Origin of the sequence: Rhodoferax sp. (assembly GCF_011391645.1) — a bacterium.
Taxonomy (GTDB): Bacteria; Pseudomonadota; Gammaproteobacteria; order Burkholderiales; family Burkholderiaceae_C; genus Rhodoferax.
The window spans coordinates 1-25,930 of record NZ_JAABQC010000030.1; the positions used below are offsets into that span (position 1 = coordinate 1).

22 protein-coding genes are annotated in these 25,930 nt (G+C 58.5%); 17 read left to right on the forward strand and 5 right to left on the reverse strand.

Going from position 1 to position 25,930, the window contains the following annotated elements; all coding sequences use genetic code 11:
* Positions 1-433: 433 nt before the first annotated feature.
* The 3 genes from phoU to phoR are packed head-to-tail and all read left to right on the forward strand — an operon-like array spanning position 434 to position 3,265.
* Positions 434-1,135 carry a phosphate signaling complex protein PhoU gene (phoU, locus tag GPS82_RS05910; protein ID WP_296492102.1) on the forward strand — a complete coding sequence of 234 codons (702 nt, stop codon included), beginning with the start codon at positions 434-436 and terminating at the stop codon, positions 1,133-1,135.
* A complete protein-coding gene (phoB, locus tag GPS82_RS05915; RefSeq protein ID WP_296492105.1) occupies positions 1,132-1,839 on the forward strand; it encodes a phosphate regulon transcriptional regulator PhoB in 708 nt (235 codons plus the stop codon). The genes phoU and phoB overlap by 4 nt, the downstream gene beginning before the upstream one ends.
* 13 nt (positions 1,840-1,852) lie before the next feature.
* Positions 1,853-3,265: a phosphate regulon sensor histidine kinase PhoR gene (gene phoR, locus GPS82_RS05920; RefSeq protein ID WP_296492106.1), complete on the forward strand. Its 1,413-nt coding sequence runs from the start codon at positions 1,853-1,855 to the stop codon at positions 3,263-3,265.
* A 1,716-nt stretch (positions 3,266-4,981) separates the two neighbouring features.
* Here the strand turns inward: phoR and GPS82_RS05930 are convergent.
* From GPS82_RS05930 to trxA, 3 genes are all read right to left on the reverse strand, one after another.
* A complete protein-coding gene (locus GPS82_RS05930) occupies positions 4,982-5,239 on the reverse strand; it encodes a type B 50S ribosomal protein L31 (RefSeq protein ID WP_296492109.1) in 258 nt (85 codons plus the stop codon).
* 111 nt (positions 5,240-5,350) lie between these two features.
* Entirely contained in the window at positions 5,351-6,613 is a 1,263-nt protein-coding gene (gene rho / locus GPS82_RS05935) for a transcription termination factor Rho (protein WP_296492111.1), read from the reverse strand.
* Between the two features lie 210 nt (positions 6,614-6,823).
* Complete coding sequence (trxA, locus tag GPS82_RS05940) at positions 6,824-7,156, reverse strand: thioredoxin TrxA (RefSeq protein WP_296492113.1); 333 nt, start codon at positions 7,154-7,156, stop codon at positions 6,824-6,826.
* A 176-nt stretch (positions 7,157-7,332) separates the two neighbouring features.
* Here trxA and GPS82_RS05945 point away from each other — a divergent pair, with 176 nt between their 5' ends.
* The 7 genes from GPS82_RS05945 to GPS82_RS05975 all read left to right on the forward strand — a co-directional run bounded on the left by GPS82_RS05945 (position 7,333) and on the right by GPS82_RS05975 (position 18,296).
* Positions 7,333-8,616 (forward strand): TIGR03862 family flavoprotein, encoded by a 1,284-nt coding sequence (locus tag GPS82_RS05945; protein WP_296492114.1) that lies wholly within the window; start codon positions 7,333-7,335, stop codon positions 8,614-8,616.
* Positions 8,617-8,737: 121 nt separating this feature from the next.
* Entirely contained in the window at positions 8,738-10,669 is a 1,932-nt protein-coding gene (locus GPS82_RS05950; RefSeq protein WP_296492118.1) for a propionate--CoA ligase, read from the forward strand.
* 196 nt (positions 10,670-10,865) lie between these two features.
* Entirely contained in the window at positions 10,866-13,733 is a 2,868-nt protein-coding gene (locus GPS82_RS05955) for a 2-oxoglutarate dehydrogenase E1 component (RefSeq protein ID WP_296492121.1), read from the forward strand.
* Between the two features lie 82 nt (positions 13,734-13,815).
* A complete protein-coding gene (odhB, locus tag GPS82_RS05960; RefSeq protein ID WP_296492122.1) occupies positions 13,816-15,090 on the forward strand; it encodes a 2-oxoglutarate dehydrogenase complex dihydrolipoyllysine-residue succinyltransferase in 1,275 nt (424 codons plus the stop codon).
* 209 nt (positions 15,091-15,299) lie between these two features.
* Positions 15,300-16,727: a dihydrolipoyl dehydrogenase gene (lpdA, locus tag GPS82_RS05965; RefSeq protein WP_296492124.1), complete on the forward strand. Its 1,428-nt coding sequence runs from the start codon at positions 15,300-15,302 to the stop codon at positions 16,725-16,727.
* A 76-nt stretch (positions 16,728-16,803) separates the two neighbouring features.
* The gene (gene zapE / locus GPS82_RS05970) at positions 16,804-17,901 is read left to right on the forward strand and encodes a cell division protein ZapE (protein WP_296492127.1); all 1,098 of its coding nucleotides are present in this window, start codon (positions 16,804-16,806) and stop codon (positions 17,899-17,901) included.
* Entirely contained in the window at positions 17,898-18,296 is a 399-nt protein-coding gene (locus GPS82_RS05975) for a hypothetical protein (RefSeq protein ID WP_296492129.1), read from the forward strand. Before zapE ends, GPS82_RS05975 begins: the two co-directional genes overlap by 4 nt.
* 20 nt (positions 18,297-18,316) lie before the next feature.
* On the opposite strand, the gene GPS82_RS05980 is transcribed toward GPS82_RS05975, so the two are convergent.
* A complete protein-coding gene (locus tag GPS82_RS05980; protein WP_296492131.1) occupies positions 18,317-19,081 on the reverse strand; it encodes a protein phosphatase 2C domain-containing protein in 765 nt (254 codons plus the stop codon).
* A 4-nt stretch (positions 19,082-19,085) separates the two neighbouring features.
* Positions 19,086-19,892 (reverse strand): outer membrane protein assembly factor BamD, encoded by an 807-nt coding sequence (locus GPS82_RS05985; protein ID WP_296492133.1) that lies wholly within the window; start codon positions 19,890-19,892, stop codon positions 19,086-19,088.
* A gap of 107 nt (positions 19,893-19,999) precedes the next feature.
* Here GPS82_RS05985 and GPS82_RS05990 point away from each other — a divergent pair, with 107 nt between their 5' ends.
* From GPS82_RS05990 to GPS82_RS06020, 7 genes are all read left to right on the forward strand, one after another.
* The gene (locus tag GPS82_RS05990) at positions 20,000-20,923 is read left to right on the forward strand and encodes an RluA family pseudouridine synthase (protein ID WP_296492150.1); all 924 of its coding nucleotides are present in this window, start codon (positions 20,000-20,002) and stop codon (positions 20,921-20,923) included.
* Between the two features lie 116 nt (positions 20,924-21,039).
* Positions 21,040-21,675 carry an SMC-Scp complex subunit ScpB gene (gene scpB / locus GPS82_RS05995; RefSeq protein WP_296492136.1) on the forward strand — a complete coding sequence of 212 codons (636 nt, stop codon included), beginning with the start codon at positions 21,040-21,042 and terminating at the stop codon, positions 21,673-21,675.
* Entirely contained in the window at positions 21,672-22,817 is a 1,146-nt protein-coding gene (locus GPS82_RS06000; RefSeq protein WP_296492139.1) for a pseudouridine synthase, read from the forward strand. Before scpB ends, GPS82_RS06000 begins: the two co-directional genes overlap by 4 nt.
* Positions 22,818-22,921: 104 nt before the next feature.
* A complete protein-coding gene (gene ndk / locus GPS82_RS06005; protein WP_296492142.1) occupies positions 22,922-23,347 on the forward strand; it encodes a nucleoside-diphosphate kinase in 426 nt (141 codons plus the stop codon).
* A gap of 7 nt (positions 23,348-23,354) precedes the next feature.
* Positions 23,355-24,503, forward strand: coding sequence for a 23S rRNA (adenine(2503)-C(2))-methyltransferase RlmN (gene rlmN, locus GPS82_RS06010; protein WP_296492144.1), 1,149 nt, complete (start codon positions 23,355-23,357; stop codon positions 24,501-24,503).
* Between the two features lie 50 nt (positions 24,504-24,553).
* Entirely contained in the window at positions 24,554-25,327 is a 774-nt protein-coding gene (gene pilW / locus GPS82_RS06015) for a type IV pilus biogenesis/stability protein PilW (RefSeq protein WP_296492153.1), read from the forward strand.
* A gap of 70 nt (positions 25,328-25,397) precedes the next feature.
* The coding region (locus tag GPS82_RS06020; RefSeq protein ID WP_296492147.1) for a helix-turn-helix domain-containing protein at positions 25,398-25,930 on the forward strand (533 nt) is incomplete at its 3' end.

The following is a 25,930-nucleotide window of genomic DNA, read 5'->3' on the forward strand; positions in this document are numbered from 1 at the left end:
AATGGTCAATTTGTCACAAAGATGACATATTTTGGTCGTAAATTACCCGGTGTGGATTCAAATTTGGTTCACCAGTGGTTCCATTCAAACCAAGGATTTTCATTAAAAGTAGTTTGATCAGGCTTATTTTTGGCCACCGCTGTGTCCGCGTTTTGGGTGCTTTTTCTTTGCAGGAGTGGCACAAGTGAACGTTGACAATATGCGGGTGTTGGCTGTCGTGGGTGACATGAGTGCAATCGGCTTTGTTATTCTTGCCGCCACAAACAACCACCTACAACCGACTGGAGTAGTCGATTTTGTCAACTGCATGGATTGGGTGAACTGGACAAGCATAGTCAAATCGGAAATATTTTCATGAAGCCCACGCTTCAAGGGCCAACAGACTAAATTACCAGACTTTTTGGTTAGGCAACAATGACAACAAGGATAAGACATGAGCGATAAACATTTATCAAGCCAATTCGACAGCGAACTCGGAGCTGTGTCCACGCGCGTCATGGAAATGGGTGGTTTGGTCGAGTCGCAGATTCGCCAGGCCATTTATGCCCTGTCAGAGTTCAACGTTGAGGTGGCTGAGCAGGTCATGGAGACCGAGAACAGGGTCAATGCCATGGAAGTCGAAATTGACCGTGAGCTCTCCAGCATCATTGCCCGGCGCCAACCAACAGCGCGCGATTTGCGCCTGCTGATTGCCATTTCCAAGGCCACCGCCAATTTGGAGCGGGCGGGTGATGAGGCCGCGAAAGTGGCCCGCATGGTGGGTTCCATCATTAAAAGCGGTGCGCCGCGGTCACTGCCATCCATGGAGCTGCGCATTGCCGCCGACATGGCGTCGGCACTGTTGAGAAAAGCGCTTGACGCCTTTGCCCGCCTCGACACCATGGCTGCGCTGTCGATCCTGAAAGAAGACGACCTGATCGACAAGGAATTTGACGGTTTTGTGCGCAAACTCATCACTTACATGATGGAAGACCCGCGCATGATTTCACCCAGCCTCGATCTGCTGTTTTTGGCCAAGTCCGTTGAGCGCATTGGCGACCATGCCAAGAACATTGCCGAGTTGATCATCTACATCGTCAAGGGGGCCGATGTGCGCCACATCCCCATGGAGCATATTGAGTCGGTGTTGAAATGAGGCATCTTCCGGCAGTGCTGATTGTTGAGGATGAGCCTGCCATTGCTGAACTGATATCGGTCAACCTCCGCCACAGCGGCTTTCGGCCGATCTGGGCCATGGACAGTGACACTGCGCAGGCGGAGCTTGACGGTGTCTTGCCAGATGTCATTTTGCTGGACTGGATGTTGCCGGGTGAAAGCGGGCTGACCCTGGCCAAGCGCTGGCGAGCCCACCCGCGCACCAAGACGGTGCCCATCATCATGATCACCGCGCGTGGTGACGAGGTGGATCGTGTGGCGGGTCTGGATGCCGGGGCCGATGATTACATTGCCAAACCTTTTTCAACCAAGGAACTTCTGGCGCGCATTCGCGCGGTGCTCAGGCGGCGCGCGCCGGAGCACGACGCCGGCTTGGTGACGGTTGGCGACTTGAGCCTGGATGCGGCCACTTATCGTGTCACTTTCCAGGAATCTTCACTGAAATTGGGGCCAACTGAATTCAAGCTGTTGCACTATTTGATGACACATGCTGAACGTGTGCACAGCCGCTCGCAACTGCTAGACAAGGTGTGGGGCGACCATGTGTTCATTGAAGAACGCACGGTGGATGTGCACGTCAAGCGCCTGCGCGAGGCGCTGCGTGAGGCCGGGCAGATGATCGAGACTGTGCGCGGTGTTGGTTATCGCTTGACGGCGCAGGCGGTGCGGGCCGGACAGGTCTGAATCAGGCGGGCTCATGCTGGGTCGATTCATTATTTTTTTGGGCTATTTGTCGCTGGGCGGACTCATGGGTGCCTGGGTTGCCTCGGTTTGGCCTGAAAGCCATGCCCTGGCCATCAGTTTGGTGTTGGCTGCTTCTGTCTGGCTGTTGTTGGACAACGTGCGCGCCGGACAGTTGTTAAGCTGGTTGCGTCTTGATATTTCAAGCGAGGGGGGTCCCAAATCTGGTGTTTGGGGTGACATCGCAATGCGGGTGCGGCGCATGTTGCGCGAGCGCGAGCGCCAGGCCGTGGACAGCCAGTCGCGTTTGCAGGAATTTTTATCTGCCATGCAGGCATCTCCTAACGGCGTGATGCTGCTTGATGGTGAGGCGCGCATCGAATGGGGCAACCAAACCTCGGCGCTGCATTTTGGGCTGGATCTGCAGCGCGACCTGATGCAGACCATAGGCAATCTGGTGCGCGATCCGGGCTTTGCCATTTATCTGGCAAAGGGCGACTTCGGCAGCAGCATGACCATGCCAGGCCGGGACAGCACACCATCGCGTCCCGTCACGCTGTCGGTGCAGCTTCACCCCTATGGTGACGGGCGCAAATTGCTGCTGTCGCGTGACATCACTGCGCTGGATCAGGCAGAGGCCATGCGGCGCGATTTTGTGGCCAATGTGTCGCATGAAATACGCACGCCCTTGACGGTGCTGGCGGGTTTTGTGGAGACCTTGCAGACGCTGAATCTGGACGAATCTGAACGCCATCAATACCTCGCCCTCATGGCGCAGCAGGCCGAGCGCATGCAAACCCTGGTGAGTGATTTGCTGACGCTCTCAAGACTTGAAGGCAGTCCCCCGCCGGGGCTGGAGGCCTTGGCGGCGGTGCCGGTACTGATGCGCCAGCTTGAGGCTGATGCCCGGGCTTTATCGCAAGTGATGGGGGAGGTGGGTGATACGGATCACCAGTTTGTATTTGACTGTGCGTTCGATGGGCACCTGGCGGGAGCAGCCCGGGAACTGCTCAGTGCCATGGGTAACCTGATCAGCAATGCGGTGCGCTATACCCCCCCGGGAGGCCAAATTACGGTGACGATTCGGCAACGTGCAGACGGCTGCCTGGTCTTTTCAGTGCATGACACGGGCCCTGGCATTGCTGCCGAGCATTTGGGGCGCCTGACAGAGCGCTTTTACCGGGTGGACCGAAGCCGTTCGCGGGAAACCGGCGGCACCGGTTTGGGCCTGGCGATTGTCAAACATGTCGCGCAACGTCATGGGGCCACGCTGACCATTGAGAGCACCCTTGGCAAGGGCTCGGTCTTTACCTTGACTTTTCCAGCGTCGCGGGTGGTGTCAAGTCAGGCTGTGGCTGACGTTCGTACAGCCAAAGAGAATCTTTTCGCTCCACCGGATGCCCCATCGAGCGCCGCAATTGCCAGGTAGATCCTTCGGAGATGTCTGAGCGCATTCTTGCGGTGGCGATGTCGGCGATCAACCATTGGCATGCAGTGGTGTTGTCCATGGTTTGCAGCTCAAGTTGGCTGTGGAATTGAAAGGCCGCGACCTGGCTCCGGCTCAAACCCAGGGTGGCGACGCAGCCGGGCGACTGTGGCATGGCAGACGTGGCAATCTTGACCATGGGTGCATAGCTTCGGGCAAAGTCCAGCAGGGGCAGGCACAAGGTCAGCAGCAGCAACCAGCACAGGGCAACGCCGCCGGCCGGCAAGACGACACTTTTCCAGAGGGCTGACTGGTGGTGGCCGGTACGCCATTTGACCAGCCAGACCCATAGCAAGGTCGCGCAAACTGCCACGGCAAAGGGTGTCCATGAAAAACTGTGGATGAATCCCGGCGCCAATCGTGCCACGTTGGCTGCCGGTTTTGCCGGGATGCCGGTCTGCATGGAAATCCACACCACCCAGATGATCAGTGCGCAGCCGGTGAAAAATATCAGGGTAAACCAGTCAATCAACGCGCTCACGCTGCGACTGAGCGTGGGCAATGCAAAGGCAGCCAGGGCAGCCAGGGCGGGCAGGGCCAACAGCAGCGAGCGCTGCGCCGCGCTGGTGGTCAAGGTCGCCGCGCAGGCTACTGCCACAAACCAGATGGGCAGCCACAGGTGCAGGCTTGAGAAGCCGGCGCCAAAGAGCTGCCGGCGCCAGCGCCAGAGAGTCCAGATGGCCAGCGGCCATGCAGGCCAGGTAAACCACAAAAAAAGTCGTCCCAGACTTTGCCATTCAGCCAGGCTGGCATGGGGTAGCGCAATGCGCCACTGCCACAATTCCAGCAGCGCGGCCAGCGCAGCAGAGGCAATTGACAACACCACAAGCCCTGTCGCCCTGAGTTTTTGCTGCGGCGCAGCAGTTGAATCAGCCGCTGGCGCCAGCAGGTAAAGAAGTGCACTGCCCAGTCCCAAGGCCAAAGCCATGGCAGGGGCGCCTGACAATGTGAGCCCCGACAACGCCACTGCAGCGCTGATTCCTGAGGCCCATGGGCGATGAGGCAAAGCCGCCGTGGCGTAAAAAAGCAGGGCCGTAAAACACAATTGCGTCAGCGCGGGTGTGGTTTCATGGGCCAGCTGCGCCAGCCCCAGACAGGCCATGAACGCCAGCAAGGCGCCATCAGCGATCGCGCGCGCGTAGTCCGTGGGGTGCGCCTCGCCGCCAAAGGCAAAGGCGACTGGTTGGGCCTTTGGGCTGCGCGCCAGGTAGTAGCTGCCGTACCAGGTTGCCATCAGCGCCAGCACCAACAGCAGCATGAAGGGCGTGCGGGCAGCCAGATCCGGGGGCAACCAGTTGGGGGCCAACTGAATGGCCCAGGCGCCCAGCCAATAGGGCAGCAAAGCGCTCACCTCCAGACTCAAGCCACCCAGTGTGGGGTGCCACCAGTCGCTGGCGCCACGCGCCAACTCTGCCATATAGCCGAAGGTGCTCAGGTCGTCATACTTCCAGGGCACACGCCCGATGAAGCCTGGCAACACATACGCCAGGCAAAACAGCACCAGCGCCAGACGAGGCAAGCGCTTGACGGCAACCTGGGCGACGATGGCAGGAGTGGGTTGGATCACGGGAATGGATGCTTGCTGAGCGCTTTGATCAGGCCAAAGAAAAAGGCAGCTCGGCGTGACCCGGCTGCCTTTGGCAATGCGCCTCTGCGGACTTACTTGGCGGCAGTTTTGCCGAAGCGGTTGCGGAAGCGTTCGACGCGTCCACCCATGTTGTCCACTGACTTTTGCGTGCCGGTGTAGAAGGGGTGCGATTCGCTGGAGGTGTCCAGCTTGAAGAGTGGCAAGTCACGGCCGTCTTCCATTTTGATCATCTCTTTGGCATTGGCGCAAGAGCGGGTCACGAATTTGAAACCGTTGGACGAGTCCAGGAAACATACTTCGCGGTAATTTGGGTGAATGCCTGCTTTCATGATTTCTCCATCAGATGCGGTAGCCGCGTCAGCCCTTGCACAACCCATTGTGCAATTCAAAGCTGCCCGTACTTTTCGCTAAAGCCGCAGATTATAGATCAGCCGGAGTGCCTAGCCGCCGCGGCGCATCATGTCGAAAAACTCGCTGTTGGTCTTGGTGGCGCGCATTTGCTTGAGTACCATCTCCATGGATTCGATTTCGTCCATGTTGTAAAGGAACTGGCGCAGGATGCGCGTTTTTTGCAGAATGTCGGGGGCCAGCAGCAACTCTTCGCGTCGCGTGCCGCTGCGGTTAAGCTGGATGGACGGAAACACGCGTTTTTCGTACAAGCGGCGGTCCAGGTGGATCTCGCTGTTGCCAGTGCCCTTGAATTCTTCAAAAATCACCTCGTCCATGCGACTGCCGGTGTCCACCAGGGCTGTGGCGATGATGGTCAGTGAGCCGCCTTCTTCGACATTGCGCGCTGCACCCAAAAAGCGCTTCGGGCGTTGCAGCGCATTGGAGTCGACGCCACCGGTCAGCACCTTGCCGGAAGATGGCACCACGTTGTTGTAGGCGCGCGCCAGGCGCGTGATGGAGTCGAGCAGGATCACCACGTCTTTTTTCAGCTCGACCAGGCGTTTGGCGCGCTCGATCACCATCTCTGCCACGTGCACGTGGCGCGCGGCGGGTTCGTCAAACGTGGACGCAATCACCTCGCCCTTGACGGTGCGCTGCATTTCGGTCACTTCTTCGGGGCGCTCATCGACCAGCAACACCATCATGTAAATGTCGGGGTAATTGGCGGCAATGGCGTGCGCGATGTGCTGCATCATCACCGTTTTGCCGCTCTTGGGCGGTGCCACCAGCAGGGCGCGCTGGCCCTTGCCGATGGGCGCAATGATGTCAATGATGCGCCCGGTGATGTTCTCCTCGCTCTTGGTGTCGCGCTCCAGCCGCATTTGCACATTGGGAAACAGCGGCGTCAGGTTTTCAAACATCACCTTGTGTTTGTTTTCTTCCGGGCCGCCACCGTTGACTTTTTCCAGCTTGTTCAGGGCAAAGTAACGCTCGCCGTCTTTCGGGGTGCGCACCTCGCCTTCGATCATGTCACCGGTGTGCAGATTGAAACGTCGCACCTGGCTGGGGCTGATGTAAATGTCGTCGGTGCTGGCGGTGTAACTGGTGTCCGGGCTGCGCAAAAAACCAAAGCCATCGGGCAGGATTTCGAGCACACCATCCGCAAAAATCTGCTCACCGGCACGGGCACGTTTTTTGATGATCGCAAACATCAACTCTTGTTTGCGCATGCGGCCGGTGTTTTCAATCTCAAGATCTTCGGCTTGCTTGAGGACTTCTGACACGTGCAGTGCCTTGAGTTCATTTAAATGCATGGAGTGGCTCGGTGGTGGTGTGGAATCTGCCGTGAAGGGGTTGATTCGGCGCTGTGGACTTGTGATGGTTCAAGTCGCAGTGGCTTTGCGCCTCTAGCTCGAGCTGACCCTTGATGGGGGAGAGCGAGTGCGTTGAATTATGACAGGAAAAAAAGCCCGGCGAGGGTGGCCGGGCCCTGGCAGATGCATCGCATCTGCAAAGATACCGGCTTATGCCAATTGCTGGTCAATAAAAGCAGTGAGTTGCGCCTTGCTCATCGCCCCCACTTTGGTGGCCGCCAATTGACCGCTTTTGAATATCATCAGGGTTGGAATGCCACGAATGCCAAATTTGGCCGGGATGTCGCGGTTTTCATCCACATTCATTTTGGCGATCTGCAATTTGCCTTCGTATGCCGCCGATACTTCGTCCAGAATTGGGGCGATCATTTTGCAGGGACCGCACCATTCGGCCCAATAATCCACCAGCACGGGAACGCTCGATTGCAGCACGTCGCCTTCGAACGATGCGTCTGACACATGTTTGATCAGTTCACTGGCCATGGTTTTTTCCTAAAAATAGAGTTTTAAAAAGAATACAGTGGCGAAATTGTGACAGAAACCAAAACAGTGCACCATGCGCAGTTCACCCACCCGAGGGGCTTTTGGTGATGAGGGCCAAGCGGTTCAGTTGCCGATCGCGGCTGAACAAAGTCAAATTTTCATAAATTCAGTTAAGCATGATGCAAAAAGTAGTGGTGATAGGTGCCGGCCCGGCCGGGTTGATGGCAGCCGAGGTTTTGTCCCGGGCAGGTGTGGCGGTTCAGGTGTTCGACGCCATGCCCAGCATCGGCCGCAAATTTTTGCTGGCTGGCAAGGGTGGGCTGAATTTGACACATTCGGAACCAGCTGACTTGTTTGCCTCTCGGTACGGGCAGCGTCGCCAGCATATTGAATCCCTGTTCAAGTCATTTGATGCCAGCCAGGTGCGCGCCTGGGCGGCCTCATTGGGCATTGAGACGTTTGTCGGCAGTTCGGGGCGGGTGTTTCCCGCCGACATGAAGGCCGCGCCGCTACTGCGGGCCTGGTTGGCGCGTTTGCGTCATCCCAAAGACGGACCACCCGTGGAGTTCTTCATGCGTCATCGCTGGACGGGATGGCACCACCCGGTGGCGCCAGACATTGATCATGGACCCGTTGAATCCAATACCTGGCTTGACTTTGCCACGCCGCAAGGGCCCATCCAGGTGCGGGCCGAAGCCGTGGTGCTGGCCTTGGGCGGCGGCAGTTGGGTGCGCCTGGGCTCCACCGGTGCCTGGGTTCCTTGGCTGCAGGCGAAGGGTGTGGCCGTGGACCCCTTGCTGCCGTCCAATTGCGGCTTCGATGTGCAAAACGGCTGGAGCGAGCACTTTGCCAACCGATTCGCGGGCCATCCCTTCAAATCGGTGGCGATTGAGTTCACCAGCGCACAAGGCCAGCAGTTTGCCCGCCGCGGGGAATTTGTGGCCACTGCCACCGGGGTTGAAGGCAGTTTGATTTATGCAGCGTCCAGTTTGTTGCGTGATGAAATACTGGCGAAGGGCACCGCCACATTTCATCTCGACTTGCTGCCCGCCATGCCTTTGGAGCGGGTCCTGGCCGAGGTGCAGCACCCGCGTGGCTCACGCTCGCTGTCAAGTCATCTCAAGAGCCGTTTGCATATTGACGGCATCAAGGCGGCCATTCTGCATGAGCTGTTGAGCAAAGAACAATTTAACGACCCAATCCAGCTGGCCCAAGCGATCAAGTCATTGCCCATTGCCTTGAAGGCAGCTCGGCCGATTGATGAAGCCATCAGCAGTGCTGGCGGCGTGCTGTTTGAAGCCATGACCGAGCAATTGATGCTGGAGTCCTTGCCGGGTGTGTTTTGCGCCGGCGAAATGCTCGACTGGGAAGCGCCTACTGGCGGTTACTTATTGACGGCTTGCCTGGCCAGTGGGTTTTGTGCCGGGCAGGGGGTGTTGGCATTCCTGGGCAGGAAATAAGCTTTAAGATTTTTTGATTGAATGATGCCCTGAATTTTGAAACTTTAGCGGCATGTTCACCAAATTTCGAGGAAATCCGCCTCGATGAAGTCAGGGTCATGCAAGCTCAGGGTTCATAATTATGAATTCAGTTTTTAATAACCACAGGAGACAGCCCATGACCTCATACGCCGACTTTCACCAACGATCTCTCTTGGACCGCGACGGTTTCTGGGGTGAGCAGGCCCAGCTGGTGGACTGGAAGGTTCAGCCCAGCCAGATCTGCGACTACAGCAACCCGCCGTTTGCCAAGTGGTTTGTGGGCGGGGTCACCAACCTGTGCCACAACGCGGTGGATCGTCACCTGAAAGACCGTGCCGATCAGGCTGCGCTGATTTTTGTTTCGACCGAGACCAACCAGGAAAAGGTCTACACCTTTCGCGAGCTGCACGCCGAAGTCCAGCGCATGGCGGCCGTGTTGAAGGAACTCGGCGTGGGCAAGGGCGACCGGGTCTTGATCTACATGCCCATGATTGCCGAAGCGGCCTTTGCCATGCTGGCCTGTGTGCGAATTGGCGCGATTCATTCGGTGGTGTTTGGTGGCTTTGCTTCCGGCTCGCTGGCGTCGCGCATCGAAGACGCCGAGCCCCGCGTCATCATCAGTGCCGACGCGGGTTCGCGCGGCGGCAAGGCGGTGGCCTACAAGCCGTTGCTTGACGAGGCGATCAAGCTGTCCAAATACAAACCTGAGGCCGTGTTGCTGGTGGACCGGGGCCTGGTGGCGATGGATCTGGTCGCCGGTCGTGACAAGCTGTGGGGACCACTGCGCGAGAAAAACCTCAGTACGGTGGTTGAGTGCGAATGGGTTGACGCGACACACCCGAGCTACACCCTCTACACCAGCGGCACCACCGGCAAGCCCAAGGGCGTGCAGCGCGACACCGGCGGCTACTGCGTGGCGCTGGCCGCCAGCATGAAACACATCTACGACGGCAATCCCGGCGAAACCTATTTTTCCACCAGCGACATTGGTTGGGTGGTGGGTCATAGCTACATCATTTATGGCCCGCTGATTTCGGGCATGGCCACCATCATGTACGAAGGCTTGCCGACGCGCCCGGACGGCGGCGTCTGGTGGAGCCTGGTGGAGAAATACAAGGTGACGGTGATGTTCAGCGCGCCCACAGCCGTGCGTGTGCTCAAGAAGCAAGACCCGGCCCTGCTTTCCAAATACGATTTGTCGAGCCTGCGCGCGTTGTTTCTGGCGGGTGAGCCGCTGGACGAGCCCACCGCGCAGTGGATCAGCGCCGGCCTGGGCAAGCCGATCATTGACAACTACTGGCAAACCGAAACCGGCTGGCCGATTTTGTCGCTGTGCAATGGCGTTGAAAAAGCCGTCAGCAAGTTTGGCTCGCCGGGCAAGGCGGTTTATGGCTACGACGTCAAGCTGCTCGACGACCAGACCGGCGAAGAATTGATTGGTCCGAACCAAAAAGGCGTGGTGGCAGTTGAAGGGCCGTTGCCACCCGGCTGCATGCAGACGGTCTGGCGTGATGATGAGCGCTTTGTCAACACCTACTGGAAGAGTGTGCCCGGCAAGCTGGTGTACAGCACCTTTGACTGGGGCGTGCGCGATGCCGACGGCTACTACTTCATTCTGGGCCGCACCGACGACGTGATCAACGTGGCTGGGCATCGTTTGGGTACCCGCGAAATTGAAGAAAGCATTGCTGCGCATCCGAATGTTGCCGAAGTGGCGGTGGTGGGTGTGGCAGACCAGCTCAAGGGCCAGGTGGCGATGGCGTTTGCCGTTGTCAAGGATTCCAGCCTGGTGACTGATGAAGCCAGCGCAGCCAAGCTTGAGGCTGAAATCTTCAAGCTGGTCGACCGTGACCTGGGTGCCGTGGCCAGGCCCGCCCGTGTGCGTTTTGTCACGGTGTTGCCAAAGACACGCAGCGGCAAGTGCCTGCGCCGTGCCATTACCGCCGTGTGCGAGGGGCGTGACCCAGGTGACCTGACCACGATGGACGACCCGGCGGCGTTGCAGCAGATCAAGGATCTGATGAGCGCTTGACAGCGTGCCTGATTCAACATCAGCCTTCGTTTGTAAGGAATGTGCTGCCTTTCGGTGGCACAATTCTTAATTGCTTTCGGCCCTTCCAACGCCACAGTCGCATCCGCCAAACGGTTAAGCCGTGACGCGGGAGGTTAATCAACCATCAGCTTTAACCAGCTAAAGTTTCCCCAAGGGAAATGAAAGTCAGCGAAATATGAGTGAGACCAATACGGTTTATCAAGCCTACCAGGCGAACACCTACCTTTTTGGTGGCAACGCCCCGTACGTCGAAGAGATGTACGAAAACTACCTGGCCAATCCAGGCAGCGTGCCAGAGACATGGCGTGATTATTTTGACTCCCTGCAAAACGTTCCAGCGGTAGATGGCAGCAACGCCAAAGACGTCGCGCACCAGCCTGTGATTGACGCCTTCGCGCAGCGCGCCAAGGCCGGCGGCACCAAAGTGGTGGTCGCCAGCGTCGACGCTGAGATGGGCCGCAAGCGCACCGCAGCGCAACAGCTCATTGCCGCTTACCGCAATGTGGGCGCCAGCTGGGCCGATCTTGACCCATTGAAGCGCACCGAGCGCCCGGACATTCCCGACCTTGATCCAGCCTTTTACGGCTTTACCGATGCCGACCAGGAAACCGTGTTCGACACCAGCAACACGTTTTTTGGCAAAGACAAGATGCCCCTGCGCGAGCTGGTCAATGCGCTGCGAGAGACCTATTGTGGGTCGGTGGGCGCTGAATACCAGTACCTGACCGACCAGACGCAAAAGCGTTGGTGGCAACAAAAACTGGAAAGCGTGCGCAGCAAGCCCAGTTTCACCGTAGAACAGAAAAAACACATTCTTGATCGGCTGACAGCCGCTGAAGGCCTGGAGCGTTTCCTGCACACCAAGTATGTGGGCCAGAAGCGCTTTTCTCTGGAAGGTGGCGAGAGCTTTATCGCCGCCATGGACCAGCTGATCCAGCAGGCCGGCAGTCTGGGCGTGCAGGAAATCGTGATCGGTATGGCCCACCGGGGTCGGCTGAATGTGCTGGTGAACACGCTGGGCAAAATGCCCGCCGACTTGTTTGCCGAGTTTGACCACACCGCACCCGAAGACCTGCCTGCCGGCGACGTCAAGTACCACCAAGGCTTCAGCTCGGATGTGACCACCCCCGGTGGCCCGGTGCACCTGAGCCTGGCGTTCAATCCTTCGCACCTTGAAATTGTCAACCCGGTGGTGGAAGGCTCGGTGCGCGCCCGCATGGACCGGCGTGCCGACCCCACGGGTCGCCAGGTGTTGCCGGTGCTGGTGCATGGCGACGCGGCCTTTGCCGGCCAGGGTGTCAACCAGGAAACGCTGGCGCTGGCGCAGACCCGCGGTTACACGACTGCCGGCACGGTGCACCTGATCATCAACAACCAGATTGGTTTCACCACATCCGACCCGCGCGACTACCGCTCCACGCTGTATTGCACCGACATCGTCAAGGGCGTCGAGGCACCGGTGATGCACGTCAATGGTGATGATCCTGAAGCCGTCGTGATGGCGATGCAGTGGGCGCTGGAATACCGCATGATGTTTCGCAAGGATGTGGTGCTCGACATCATCTGTTTCCGCAAACTCGGTCACAACGAGCAAGACACGCCAGCGCTGACGCAGCCGCTGATGTACAAAAAGATCGCCCAGCATCCGGGCACCCGCAAGCTGTATGCCGACAAACTGGCCGCCCAGGGCCTGGGCGCCACGCTGGGTGATGACATGTTCAAGGCCTTCCGTGCGGCCATGGATTCGGGCAAGCACACGGTGGACCCGGTGTTGACCAACTTCAAGAGCAAGTACGCGGTGGATTGGACACCTTTTCTGGGCAAGAAATGGACCGACGCGGGCGACACTGCGATTCCCATGAGCGAGTGGAAACGCCTGGCAGAAAAGATCACCACCTTGCCGGCCACCCTGACCGCCCACCCGCTGGTGAAAAAGGTGTACGACGACCGTGCCGCCATGGGTCGCGGTGATATTCCGGTAGATTGGGGCATGGGCGAGCACATGGCATTTGCGTCGCTGGTGGCCAGCGGCTACCCGGTGCGCTTGAGCGGTGAAGACTGCGGTCGCGGCACCTTTACCCACCGCCATGCGGTCATTCACGACCAAAAGCGTGAAAAGTGGGACGAGGGCACCTACGTGCCGCTGCAGAATGTCGCCGAGAACCAGGCCCCGTTTGTCGTCATCGACTCCATCCTGTCGGAAGAGGCCGTGCTGGGCTTTGAGTATGGTTACGCCTCCAACGACCCCAACACGCTGGTCATCTGGGAAGCCCAGTTTGGCGACTTTGCCAACGGTGCCCAGGTGGTGATCGACCAGTTCATTGCGTCGGGTGAAGTGAAGTGGGGCCGCGTCAATGGCATTACCCTGATGTTGCCGCACGGCTATGAAGGTCAGGGCCCGGAGCATTCTTCTGCCCGTGTTGAGCGCTTCATGCAACTGGCAGCGGATACCAACATGCAACTGGTGCAGCCGACCACGGCCAGCCAGATCTTTCATGTGCTGCGCCGCCAGATGGTGCGCAATCTGCGCAAGCCGCTGGTTATTTTTACGCCCAAGTCGCTGCTGCGTCACAAGGACGCGGCTTCGCCACTGTCCGAGTTCACCAAAGGCTGCTTCCAGACCATCATTCCTGACCAGAAGCCGCTCAAGGGCGAGAAGGTAAAACGCGTGGTGGTTTGCTCTGGCAAGGTCTATTACGACCTGTCCAAGAAGCGCGAAGAAAAGGCTTTGGACGATGTTGCGATCATGCGCCTGGAGCAGCTTTACCCGTTTCCGCACAAGGCCTTCGCCACCGAGCTCAAGAAGTACCCGAACGCCACCGAGGTGGTCTGGGCTCAGGACGAGCCACAAAACCAGGGTGCCTGGTTCTTTGTGCAGCACTACATTCATGAAAACATGCTTGAGGGACAAAAGCTGGGTTACTCCGGCCGGGCTGCTTCTGCATCGCCCGCAGTGGGTTATTCGCACCTGCACCAGGAGCAGCAAAAGGCGCTGGTCGAGGGCGCTTTTGGCAAGCTCAAAGGTTTTATCCTGACCAAGTAAGGCTGAACCCCACGCACAACCGTCCTGGCCGGGCACCGTGCCTGGCACCAGGACCCCCAAGATCATTTTTGAAAGAATTGTTATGGCAATCGTAGAAGTCAAAGTCCCGCAACTGTCCGAATCCGTGGCTGAAGCCACCTTGTTGCAGTGGAAGAAAAAAGTTGGCGACGCCGTCGCTGTGGACGAAATCCTGATCGATGTTGAAACCGACAAGGTGGTGCTGGAAGTGCCCGCCCCCTCGGCCGGCGTCATTGTCGAGATCATTGAGGCGGACGGCAGCACCGTCGCCGCTGATCAACTGATCGCCCGCATCGACACCGAAGGCGTGGCTGGCGGCACGGCACCCGTGGCCCCTGTGGTGGCGGCTATGGCGGCTGCTGCGGCGCCAGTTGCTGCGACGGCGGCAGTTCCTGCCAGCACCTCCATGGCGGGTGTGGCCATGCCTGCGGCTGCCAAGCTAATGGCTGACAACCAACTGGCTGCCGGTTCTGTGGCTGGCACCGGCAAGGATGGCCGCGTGACCAAGGGCGATGTGCTGAGCGCCGTCGCCGCACCCAAGGCCACCGCGGCGCCGGTCATGCCGGCAGCCAAAGCGGGCGCACCCTTGCTACCCCAGGTGGCCGCACCCGCCAGCAGCCTGGCGGCGTCACTCGAGGGCCGCCCGGAGCAGCGCGTGCCCATGAGCCGCTTGCGCGCCCGGGTTGCCGAGCGTTTGCTGCAATCGCAATCAACCAACGCCATCCTGACCACGTTCAACGAGATCAACATGGCGCCGGTGATGGACATGCGCAAGCGCATGCAGGAGCGCTTCGAGAAAGAGCATGGCGTCAAGCTCGGTTTCATGAGCTTCTTTGTCAAGGCGGCGGTGCATGCACTCAAGAAATTCCCGGTGCTCAATGCTTCTGTGGACGGCACTGACATTGTTTACCACGGTTTTTTTGACGTGGGTATTGCGGTGGGTTCGCCGCGTGGCCTGGTGGTGCCGATTTTGCGCAACGCCGACCAGATGAGTTTTGCCGACATCGAGAAGAAAATTGCCGAATTCGGTACCAAGGCGCGTGACGGCAAGCTCGGCATGGAAGAGATGACCGGCGGCACGTTCTCGATCAGCAACGGTGGCACCTTTGGTTCCATGATGTCCACGCCCATCATCAACCCGCCTCAAAGCGCGATTCTGGGCGTGCACGCCACCAAAGACCGCGCCATGGTGGAAAACGGCCAGGTGGTGGTGCGCCCCATGAACTACTTTGCCATGAGCTACGACCACCGCATCATCGACGGCCGCGAAGCCGTGCTGGGGCTGGTGGCCATGAAGGAAGCGCTGGAAGATCCGGCGCGTCTGTTGTTTGACATCTGAAAAACCAATTCAACTTTGTCAATCAGTTCGATCTAACCCGCAGCGTGTGTTGGGTATCCGACTCCGCGAATGTCCCCCGGCTTGGGGCGCAGCCCCAAGCCTCCTCCTTTATTTCGCTGCGTCAGACACCCAACGCACGCCGCTAGCCGCGGTTGGGGTCGTTTCATCAATCGGAGTGGCAGTTAGTCTTTTCCGTTAGAAAGTAAAAAATGAGCAAGCAATTTGATGTGATCGTGATTGGTGGCGGCCCTGGTGGCTACATTGCCGCCATTCGTGCCGCCCAGTTGGGCAAAAACGTGGCCTGTGTGGACGAGTGGAAAAACGCCACGGGCGGTCCGGCACCGGGTGGCACCTGCACCAACGTGGGTTGTATTCCCAGCAAGGCGTTATTGCAATCGAGCGAGCATTTTGAGCAGGCCAGCCACCACTTTGCCGACCATGGCATCACGGTCAAGGGTTTGAGCATGGATGCAGGCAAGATGGTGGCGCGCAAGGATGCGGTGGTCAAGCAAAACAACGACGGCATCCTGTACCTGTTCAAGAAGAACAAGGTCAGTTTTTTCCACGGCCGTGCCTCGTTTGTGAAGGCGGTCGATGGTGCCTATGAGATCAAGGTGGCGGGTGCCGCTGAAGAAACGCTGGTCGGGCAGCAGATCATTGTGGCCACAGGTTCCAACGCGCGCGCCTTGCCGGGTGCGCCGTTTGATGAAACCATGGTGTTGTCGAACGAAGGTGCGCTGGCTCTGACCGCCGTTCCAAAAAAGATGGGCTTGATTGGCTCCGGTGTGATCGGCCTGGAAATGGGCTCGGTCTGGCGCCGTTTGGGTTCCGAAGTGACCATTCTGGAAGGTTTGCCAGACTTTTTGGGCGCGGTTGACCAGCAGATCGCCAAGGAGGCGCACAAGGCTTTTGTCAAGCAAGGCCTCAAGATCGAACTGGGCGTCAAGGTTGGCGACATCAAGGTCGGCAAAAAAGGCGTCAGCGTGGCCTGGACCAATGCCAAGGGCGAAGCCCAGACGCTTGACGTCGACAAGTTGATTGTGTCGATCGGCCGCGTGCCCAACACCATCGGTTTGAATGCCGAAGCGGTTGGTTTGAAGCTCGACGAGCGCGGTGCGATTTTGGTTGACGCAGACTGCAAAACCAATCTGCCCGGCGTCTGGGCGGTGGGCGACGTGGTGCGCGGCCCGATGCTGGCGCACAAGGCCGAGGAAGAGGGCGTGGCGGTGGCCGAACGCATTGCCGGCCAGCATGGCCACGTCAACTTCAACACCATTCCGTGGGTGATTTACACCAGCCCCGAGATCGCCTGGGTCGGCCGCAATGAGCAGCAGCTCAAGGCCGACGGCGTGGCTTACAAGGCGGGCACTTTCCCGTTCCTCGCCAATGGCCGCGCGCGCGCGTTGGGCGACACCACTGGCATGGTCAAGATGCTGGCTGATGCCACCACGGACGAGATTTTGGGGGTGCATATCGTCGGGCCCATGGCCAGCGAATTGATCGCCGAATGTGTGTTGGCAATGGAGTTCCGGGCCAGCAGCGAAGACATCGCCCGGGTTTGTCACGCGCACCCGTCGCTGAGCGAGTCAACCAAGGAAGCGGCACTGGCGGTCGACAAGCGTACGCTTAACTTCTGATGGCTGCAAGGCGGGCGGGTGACACTTTTTAACAAGAACTCACCCGCATTCTTTCCTTATTGCGATTGACAGTGCAGTGACGGTTAAAAAAATCTACCAAGCCGAACTCGCTGCACGCGGCTACAGCGCTGACCCGGCGCAGCTGCGTGCGGTCCAGGCGCTTGAAACTTGCGCGCGCGAATGGTCGCGCTTTCGTGAGTTGCGCTCCAATGCGCTCAAGAAACTGATCAACCGTCCGCCCATCCCACGCGGTGTTTACATGTATGGCGGGGTAGGGCGTGGCAAAAGTTTTTTGATGGATTGTTTTTACAATGCGGTCCCGCTGAAGCGTAAAACACGGCTGCATTTTCATGAATTCATGCGCGAGGTGCACCGCGAACTGGCATCCATGCAGGGAACGGTGAATCCGCTCAAGCTGCTGGCCAAGCGCATGGCGCAAAAGTTTCGCCTGATCTGTTTCGATGAGTTTCATGTGTCGGATGTCACCGATGCGATGATTCTGGACCGCTTGCTGACGGCCCTTTTTGAGCAGGGCGTGGGCTTTGTCACCACCTCCAATTTCAAGCCTGACGATTTGTACCCCAATGGCTTGCATCGTGACCGTATTTTGCCGGCCATCGCACTGCTCAATGCCAGGCTCAATGTCATCAATGTCGACAACGGGACCGACTACCGCGGCCAGACCATGGCACAGTTGGAGCTTTACCACACGCCCTTGGGTGATGCGGCCGAGGCCGCCATGCTTGACGCCTTTGAGCGTCTGGCTGAATCGCAGGATGAAGATCCAGTGCTGCAAATTGAGGCCCGCAAAATTTATGCGCGGCGCAAGGCGGGCGGCCTGGTCTGGTTTGACTTCAAAACGCTCTGTGGCGGCCCACGGTCGCAAAACGACTACCTTGAAATTGCCAGCCAGTTTCATACGGTGCTGCTCAGCGAGGTGCCGCAGATGCCGCCTCGGATGTCTTCAGAGGCTCGGCGCTTTACCTGGCTCATCGACGTGCTCTATGACCGGCGGGTCAAGCTGATCATGTCGGCCGCTGTTCCTGCCGCTGAACTCTACACCGAGGGGTTGATGAGCGGCGAGTTTGTTCGCACCATTTCACGCATTCAGGAGATGCAGTCGGCGGAGTTTGTGGCCATGGGCCGCCGTGATGTGGATACCGGCCTGACATGAAACCACCTGCGATTTTTGGCCTTGCCTGTCAGGTCGCGGTGGTGGCCCTGGCCGCCTCGGCCCGGGCAGAACCCGAGACGCCCAACGTTGCCTTTTCACAAGGACAACAAGAGCGATTGCGGATCCAGACGTCAAGACTTGAATATGAGGCCCTCGACCAGAAGGCTCAAGCGGCGTGCTACCAAAGATTTGCAGTGACGGATTGTCTGCGGGCTGCCCGCGCAAAAAAACGCGTCGTGCTGGATGAACTCCGGCGCCAGGAAGTGATGTTGAATGACCTTGACCGGCAGTACAAGGCGGCCGAAGCGTTGAGGCGAATCGAGCAAAAAACGCTTGGCGATGTCGCTCGCCAACAGGAAAACTCTTCTGCCGCTGCCGCTGCCGCTGCGCGTTGAGGCTGGCCGCCCCGGTCAGATCAACTTTCCAAAGCTTCGAATTTGACAATCACCAGTGACAGGTTGTCGCCGCCGCCATGGGCCCTGGCCCTGGCTTTTTCAATCAGGAACTCAGTCGCTTCCCTGGGTTTCAGCGCGGCCATGACATTTCCCAGTTCTTCTTCGGTGAAATAGTGCCAAAGGCCGTCACTGCAGGACATCAGGGTGTCGCCCGCACACATCTGCGGAATCTGATGAGTGCTTGAGGTCAGGTTTGTGGTTGAGCCCAGACAGCCCATCAAAACATTGGATTTGGGGTGTTTTCTGGCTTGCTCTTCGGTGATTTCGCCGTAATCCACCAGCATTTGAACGTAGGAGTGGTCAAGCGTTCGCTTGACCAGTTGATTTTCCCGAAAATGGTAGATGCGGGAATCGCCAGAATGAATCCAGTGGCAGTCGCCCTGCGGGTTCAGCAAGAATGCAGCAACGGTGCTGTGCGGTTCCTCTTCGGCTGAAATGGCGATCAGTTTGATGACGGTATGCGCCTCCGTGATCAACTGCTTCAGGGTCTCCTGGGGGTCGTCTGTGGTCGGGTCATAACGTTCAAACAGTTGCCGCGCTGTCATCATGACCTGGTCAGATGCCTTGCGCCCGCCACTGCGCCCGCCCATACCGTCGGCCAGGACGGCCAACAAGCAACCCTTGGCTCTGGGGTGGCTGAGCAAGATTACCTGATCTTGCTGGTAGTCGCGATCACCTTTGTGAATGCCGGTCGAAGCGGTGAGCCGATAGGATGGGGATTTCATGCGCTTACCAAATCTTCCACCATGCGTCATTCTTGGGTTTGAAGCCTTGCGCCAGATAAGTCGATTGCGGGAAATTCTTTTCAAGCACCCGCTGGATGTCATCACGCAACGCGGTCATGCCCAGGGCGTCGTAGGACTTGAACATGATGTACAGGGCTTCCTCAAGGGCGGGAACACCCTGGAAATTGACGAGGGCGTTTTGGGCCCGGTTGATTGCTGCCAGGTAAGCGCCACGCTCGTAGTAATAGCGCGCCACATGCACCTCCGATTGGGCCAACGAATTGACGATGTAGTCCATGCGCTGCCTCGCCTCGGCGGAGTAACGTGACTCAGGGAAACGGGTGATCAATTCCTTGAAAGACTCGAAAGAGTCCTTGGAGGCCTTTTGATCGCGCTCGGACAGGTCCTGACGTGTCAAGCCGGAAAACAGACCCAGGTCGTCATTGAAATTGACGATCCCCTTGAGGTACAGCGCGTAATCAAGCGCCGGGCTGGAGGGGTGCAATTTGATGAAGCGATCCAGTGTGGCGATCGCCAACACCGGCTCGCCGTTCTTGTATTGGGCGTAAGCCTTGTCAAGCTGGGCCTGCTGTGCCAGTGGTGTGCCCGCAGCACGCCCCTCGAGCTTGTCCAGCAGAGAAATCGCGCTTTCATAAGAGCCGTTGTTGAGTTCGTCCTTGGCCTCCGCATAAATTTTGTTGGGGCTCCACTCTGCAGTCTCATCGACCTTGGTGGTGGAGCAAGCGCCCAACAACAAAACGCTTCCTGCCAACAGCCAGGCGCAGACGACAGATAATTTGGCATGAGACATGGCGAAAGGCTTTCTTGAAAAAAACAGATCAAATTATATCGGGCACCCCGCTTCAGGACGAGATCGAGGGCGGCTTTCAGCTTGGGCCGCAAGTTGAGGAACGGCCGCTGGAATTTGCTGCCGAACACCATGGTATGCGACTCGACCGGGCCCTGGCCGCCGTGGTGCCAGAGTTTTCGCGCAATTATTTGCAGCAATTGATCGAATTGGGCGCGGTGCAGGTGAACGGCCAGATTGTTGTCAAGGCCTCGCACAAGGTCAGGGTTTCCGACTCGGGAGTGATTGAACTGCGGCCAACCCCTCAAAGCCAGGCGTTCAAGGCAGAGCCCATGGCGCTCGATGTGGTTTATGTGGACGCGCATCTGCTGGTGATCAACAAACCCGCCGGTCTGGTCGTTCATCCAGCCCCTGGCAATTGGTCGGGCACATTGATGAACGGGCTGCTGGCTTACGACCCCAAAGCCTTCGATTTGCCGCGAGCCGGCATTGTTCATCGCCTTGACAAGGACACCAGCGGCTTGATGGTCGTGGCACGCACCCGTGGCGTGATGGATGCGCTGGTTCGGGCCATCGCCGCGCGCGAGGTCAAACGTCAGTACCTCGCCATTGGACAGGCAGCCTGGACCGGTGCGCACCGGTGCGAGGTGGACGCGGCGATTGGCCGGGATCCCGGTAACCGGCTGCGCATGGCCGCCGTGGATTTGGCACTTCATCCGGGCAAGGCCGCCAGAACCGACTTTGAACTGCTTTCCAACGCTGCACAGGCGTGTCTGGTGCGCTGTACCCTGCACACCGGCAGAACCCATCAGATCAGGGTGCACCTGGCAAGGCTGCGGCATCCGCTGGCGGGTGACGTGCTTTATGGCGGCTCGATGGCGCTTGGCATCTCAAGGCAGGCGCTGCATGCCGATCGCCTTGCTTTTGAGCACCCGGTCACCCAACAACCGCTGTCATTTTTCGCGGCCCCGCCCACTGATTTTTCCCAGGCCCTCGCCTCCCTGGGGCTCAAGTACAATCGCGAACCGATTTAAATCGTTGTTCGACTGGGCAACGAGAGCGTCGCCGAATACTCGCCCGGCTTGCCACGCCCCCTTCATTCTTTGTTTTTGATGTCTTTTGCGACATCCCTCTTCAACATCGTGACACCATGAAAATGCTGGATGCCAAACGCATTCTTGAGGCAGCCTTGATTTGCGCCCAACAGCCCATGTCCGTTGACGACATGCAGTTGCTTCTGGGGCAGGAGCACCCTGTGGCCGAGATTCATCATTTGTTAAGCGAATTGCAGCAAGACTGGTCGCAGCGCGGGATTGAACTGGTGCCTCTGGCCAGCGGCTGGCGCTTTCAGAGTTGTGCCGAAATGCGGGTCTATCTGGACCGCCTGTATCCAGAAAAACCGCCCCGCTATGCCCGTGCCACGCTGGAGACCCTGGCCATCATTGCTTACCGCCAGCCTGTGACGCGGGGCGATATTGAAGACATTCGCGGCGTCACCGTGAATTCGCTGACGATCAAGCAACTGGAGGAGCGGGGCTGGATTGAGGTCATCGGCCATCGTGATACGGTCGGGCGTCCGGCGCTTTTTGCCACCACGCGCCATTTTCTGGATGATCTGGGTTTGGCCTCGCTGGACCAACTGCCCTTGCTGGATGCAACCGGTTCCGCCTTGGAGGGGTTGGCTCAGGTCATGCCCGCGACGCCAGAATTGAACTGGAACGAGGATGTTTATGCAGAGCCTGCAGCGGTGGGTATTTCAAATTTCGAGTCAAAGGACGCAAGATGAAGCATGAAGAAGCGGGACGCCAGGAGTCCACGGCCATCCGGTTCGAGGATGTGGTCTCGGGTCAGTTTGATGCTGAGGACAACCAGGTCATCAACCCACCCAAAAGAGTTCTGGCCCCCCAGCCGGAGTCGCCCAAGCTGCATAAAGTGCTGGCCCAGTCCGGCATGGGGTCCCGGCTGGAGATGGAGCAGTTGATCATGGAAGGGCGCATCACGGTCAACAACGAGCCTGCGCACATCGGGCAAAGGGTTCAGTTCGGGGACCATGTCAAGGTCAACGGCAAGCCGATCCGTTTCAGGATTGAACCGCCTCCGGCCCGGGTCATTGCGTATCACAAGCCGGCGGGCGAAGTGGTGTCCAACGACGATCCGCAAAACCGTCCCACCGTGTTCCGCAAATTGCCCAAGCTGTTTCAGGGAAAGTGGCAGTCTGTTGGCCGGCTGGATCTGAACACCGAAGGCTTGCTGCTGTTCACCAGTTCCGGCGAGCTGGCCAACAATCTGATGCATCCGCGTTTTGGCCTGGAGCGCGAGTACGCGGTGCGGGTGCTGGGCGCCTTGAATCAGGAGGAAAAGCAACGTTTGCTTGAGGGCGTCAAGCTCGATGATGGGTTGGCGAACTTTGGTTCGATCGAGGACGGCGGCGGCGAAGGTGCCAACTGCTGGTACCGGGTCACCATTTCCGAAGGGCGGAACCGGGAAGTGCGGCGCATGTTTGAAGCCGTTGGCCATGCCGTGAGCCGTTTGATCCGGATCCGCTACGGCGCCATGGTGTTGCCAAGGGGGCTCAAGCGCGGTGCCTGGATGGAACTGGACGCCGCGGACATCAACTCGCTGACGCAAAAAGCCAGGAATTCTGCAGCGTTGGCACCGGGCGATGCGCCGCTTGCGCCAAGCGGCGATGGCGTGATCCGTGAGCGGTTGCCGCGACCGCCTTTGCGCGGTCGCCGTCCCGCGGCACGAACACCGCAGGGCCGCGACAACAAGCCCAATGCAAATGGCAATGCGCAACCCGATCCGCTTAAAACCAATTTTGGCTATATCGGCGCCGACAGTTATAACCGGCAACGGCAGGAACTGGGCAGCAAGCGAGGCGCCGGATCGGGCTCGTCGGGTGCCAGACGCATCGGCAAAAACCGCTGAACCGGCGGGTCAGCCCGGCCAACAGCCAGGGAACGCCGGACAGATCAGGTTAACATCTAGGGCTTTGACAAACGCGTCAAAATCCACATTTACAAGGAAACCAAATGACTATCGAACGCACTCTTTCCATCATCAAACCCGATGCCGTCGCCAAAAACGTGATTGGACAAATTTACGCCCGTTTCGAGGCTGCCGGCCTGAAAATTGTGGCAGCCAGAATGGCCCATCTGTCGCGCGGCGAGGCCGAGGCTTTTTATGCCGTCCACAAAGCCCGCCCGTTTTTCAAGGACTTGGTTGATTTCATGATTTCCGGCCCGGTCATGATCCAGGTGCTCGAAGGTGAAAACGCCGTGTTGAAAAACCGCGAACTCATGGGCGCCACCGACCCCAAGAAGGCCGATGCAGGCACCATTCGCGCTGATTTTGCAGACAGCATCGATGCCAATGCGGTGCACGGCTCCGACGCTGCGGAAACAGCCGCCGTGGAAATGGCGTTTTTCTTCCCCGGCATGAACATTTACACGCGTTAATGACAGCATGACGGTTAACCTGCTTGATCTCGATCTTGAGGGCTTGGCCGTCTTTTGCGAGCGGTTGGGTGAAAGGCGCTTTCGCGCCGTCCAACTGTTTCGCTGGATTCACCAGAAAGGGGCGCGTCAGTTCGATGAAATGACCGACCTCGCCAAGTCGCTGCGTGAAAAACTCAAAACCAGCGCCCAGATCAAACCCCTTGACGTTGTTTCGCAGCACATCTCTGCGGACGGCACCATCAAGTGGCTGTTTGATGTGGGCGATGGCAATGCCATTGAAACAGTTTTCATTCCTGAAGAGGACCGTGGCACCCTGTGTTTGTCGTCCCAGGCGGGGTGCGCCGTTGGCTGCCGTTTTTGCTCTACCGGGCACCAGGGCTTCAGCCGAAACCTGAAAACAGGCGAGATCATTGCGCAGCTTTGGTTTGCCGAGCATTTTTTGCGCAAATACCTGCAGCGTGAGGAGCGTGTGATCTCGAACGTGGTCATGATGGGCATGGGCGAGCCGCTGCAGAATTACGCTGAGTTGCTGCCGGCCCTGAAAGTGATGCTCGACGACCACGGCTACGGCCTTTCAAGGCGCAGGGTCACGGTGTCAACGTCGGGTATTGTTCCCATGATCGACCGATTGGCGCAAGACTGTCCGGTGGCTCTTGCGGTGTCGCTGCATGCCCCCAACGATGCCTTGCGCGACCAACTGGTGCCATTGAATCTGAAATATCCGCTGGCCCAATTGGTGGCAGCCGTGCATCGTTACCTGCCCCACGCGCCGCGTGATTTTGTGACTTTCGAGTACTGCATGCTTGATGGCGTCAACGACACCGATGCCTGCGCTCGTCAATTGGTGGAACGGGTTCGGGCCCATCCGGGCGCCTGGTGCAAGTTCAATTTGATACCGTTCAACCCCTTTCCCGCCTCTGGCCTGTTGCGCTCCAAGCCCGATCGTGTGCAGGCATTTGCCAGAATCCTGAACGAGGCGGGCATCATCACCACCGTTCGCAAAACCCGTGGCGACGACATTGACGCGGCCTGTGGCCAGTTGGCGGGTGATGTCAAGGACCGAACCAGGGTGATGGTGCGAATGGAGCGCAACAGAAATCTGCGCTCACCTTCCGCCGCCCCTTTGGCCAAACACGCAACAGGAGGTTCTGCATGAGCCGCATGGTTTTCAACGCCCAGCGCGCCTGCTGGTTGCTGTGCCTGGTGATGGCGGCGGCCAGCACCACTGTTTTGACAGGCTGTGCCAGTTCCACGGGTTCAGCCGCTGATGGTCGTGCTGACCTGGTGACCGAATCCGACGAGTCCAGCGCACGAAAAAGAGCCCGGATCCGGCTGGAGTTGGCGATGGGCTACCTGGAGCAGGGCAAGACGAGCATTGCGCTTGACGAGGTCAAACTGGCGCTGGTTGCCGACCCCAATTTTGCCGATGCTTACAGTTTGCGCGGTCTGATCTACATGCGCCTCAATGAATTTGCATTGGCGCAGGACAGCTTCCTCAAGGCGCTCTCACTGCGTCCCCGTGACCCGAATATTCTGCACAATCTTGGCTGGTTGCGGTGTCAGCAAGCCCGTTATCCAGAGGCGATGGCTGATTTTGCCGCGGCGTTGTCGGTTCCCTCTTATGGTGAACGCGCCAAAACATACATGACCCAAGGGGTCTGCCAGATCAGGGCGGGCCAACGCCGTGAAGCAGAACAGAGCCTGCTCAAGTCTTATGAGTTTGATCCAGGCAATCCCGTTACCGGCTACAACCTGGCCAACCTGCTGTTTCAAAATGGTGAGTTTGCAAGGGCGCAGTTTTATATCCGGCGTCTCAACAACAGCGATTGGTCCAACGCGGAGTCGCTTTGGCTGGGTATCAAGGTTGAAAAGCAGATGGCGGATCGGGTGGCGATGCTGCAACTGGCCAATCAGCTCGAAAAGCGCTTTCCGCAGTCCAGGGAAGTAGCATCCTACCGTCGGGGTGCTTTTGATGAGTGACAGCGTTTTGACCGGGCAAACGCCGCCGGAGGCTGAACTGATGTCTCACAGGGATTCAGCTGGCGCAATATTGAAAGCCGCACGCGAGTCGCAGGGGCTGCATATTGGTGCTTTGGCCGTCATGCTTAAAGTCCCGGTGCGCAAGCTCGAAGCCCTGGAAGCTGATCGCTTTGAGGATTTGCGCGACATGGTTTTCACCCGCGCCCTGGCGGCCAGCGTGTGCCGGGCGCTCAAAATCGACGCGGTCGCTGTGCTGACCGCCTTGCCGAAGTTTGAAGCCACGCCGATCAGGACAGATCAGGAAAGTCTGAACACACCTTTGCAGACGCAACGGTTTGGAGGGCTTCAGCAACTCAAGAGCAGATTGGCCAGCCCGCTGGGCCTGGGCGTCGCACTGATGGTGCTGGCGGTGCTGGTGATCCTCAATTGGCCCGAGAAACAGGCTGCAGATGATGCGTCCGGAGCCGCGCTGCCTGCGGCGCAAACCGGCGCGAACACTGTGCCTGCGCCAGAGCTGCCGGCGTCGAACCCTCCATCCGTGGGCACTGCCCTGGATGAAGTCCCTTTGGTCATCCCGCAGGCGCTGACCGCACCCGCGCCTGC

What these genes read in the sequence shown, in the direction of transcription:
- phoU (WP_296492102.1), top strand. Translation starts at nt 434, where the DNA reads ATGAGCGATAAACATTTATCAAGCCAATTCGACAGCGAACTCGGAGCT.
- phoB (WP_296492105.1), top strand. Translation starts at nt 1,132, where the DNA reads ATGAGGCATCTTCCGGCAGTGCTGATTGTTGAGGATGAGCCTGCCATT.
- phoR (WP_296492106.1), top strand. Translation starts at nt 1,853, where the DNA reads ATGCTGGGTCGATTCATTATTTTTTTGGGCTATTTGTCGCTGGGCGGA.
- GPS82_RS05930 (WP_296492109.1), bottom strand. Translation starts at nt 5,239, where the DNA reads ATGAAAGCAGGCATTCACCCAAATTACCGCGAAGTATGTTTCCTGGAC.
- rho (WP_296492111.1), bottom strand. Translation starts at nt 6,613, where the DNA reads ATGCATTTAAATGAACTCAAGGCACTGCACGTGTCAGAAGTCCTCAAG.
- trxA (WP_296492113.1), bottom strand. Translation starts at nt 7,156, where the DNA reads ATGGCCAGTGAACTGATCAAACATGTGTCAGACGCATCGTTCGAAGGC.
- GPS82_RS05945 (WP_296492114.1), top strand. Translation starts at nt 7,333, where the DNA reads ATGATGCAAAAAGTAGTGGTGATAGGTGCCGGCCCGGCCGGGTTGATG.
- GPS82_RS05950 (WP_296492118.1), top strand. Translation starts at nt 8,738, where the DNA reads ATGAATTCAGTTTTTAATAACCACAGGAGACAGCCCATGACCTCATAC.
- GPS82_RS05955 (WP_296492121.1), top strand. Translation starts at nt 10,866, where the DNA reads ATGAGTGAGACCAATACGGTTTATCAAGCCTACCAGGCGAACACCTAC.
- odhB (WP_296492122.1), top strand. Translation starts at nt 13,816, where the DNA reads ATGGCAATCGTAGAAGTCAAAGTCCCGCAACTGTCCGAATCCGTGGCT.
- lpdA (WP_296492124.1), top strand. Translation starts at nt 15,300, where the DNA reads ATGAGCAAGCAATTTGATGTGATCGTGATTGGTGGCGGCCCTGGTGGC.
- GPS82_RS05975 (WP_296492129.1), top strand. Translation starts at nt 17,898, where the DNA reads ATGAAACCACCTGCGATTTTTGGCCTTGCCTGTCAGGTCGCGGTGGTG.
- GPS82_RS05980 (WP_296492131.1), bottom strand. Translation starts at nt 19,081, where the DNA reads ATGAAATCCCCATCCTATCGGCTCACCGCTTCGACCGGCATTCACAAA.
- GPS82_RS05985 (WP_296492133.1), bottom strand. Translation starts at nt 19,892, where the DNA reads ATGTCTCATGCCAAATTATCTGTCGTCTGCGCCTGGCTGTTGGCAGGA.
- scpB (WP_296492136.1), top strand. Translation starts at nt 21,040, where the DNA reads ATGAAAATGCTGGATGCCAAACGCATTCTTGAGGCAGCCTTGATTTGC.
- GPS82_RS06000 (WP_296492139.1), top strand. Translation starts at nt 21,672, where the DNA reads ATGAAGCATGAAGAAGCGGGACGCCAGGAGTCCACGGCCATCCGGTTC.
- ndk (WP_296492142.1), top strand. Translation starts at nt 22,922, where the DNA reads ATGACTATCGAACGCACTCTTTCCATCATCAAACCCGATGCCGTCGCC.
- rlmN (WP_296492144.1), top strand. Translation starts at nt 23,355, where the DNA reads ATGACGGTTAACCTGCTTGATCTCGATCTTGAGGGCTTGGCCGTCTTT.
- pilW (WP_296492153.1), top strand. Translation starts at nt 24,554, where the DNA reads ATGGCGGCGGCCAGCACCACTGTTTTGACAGGCTGTGCCAGTTCCACG.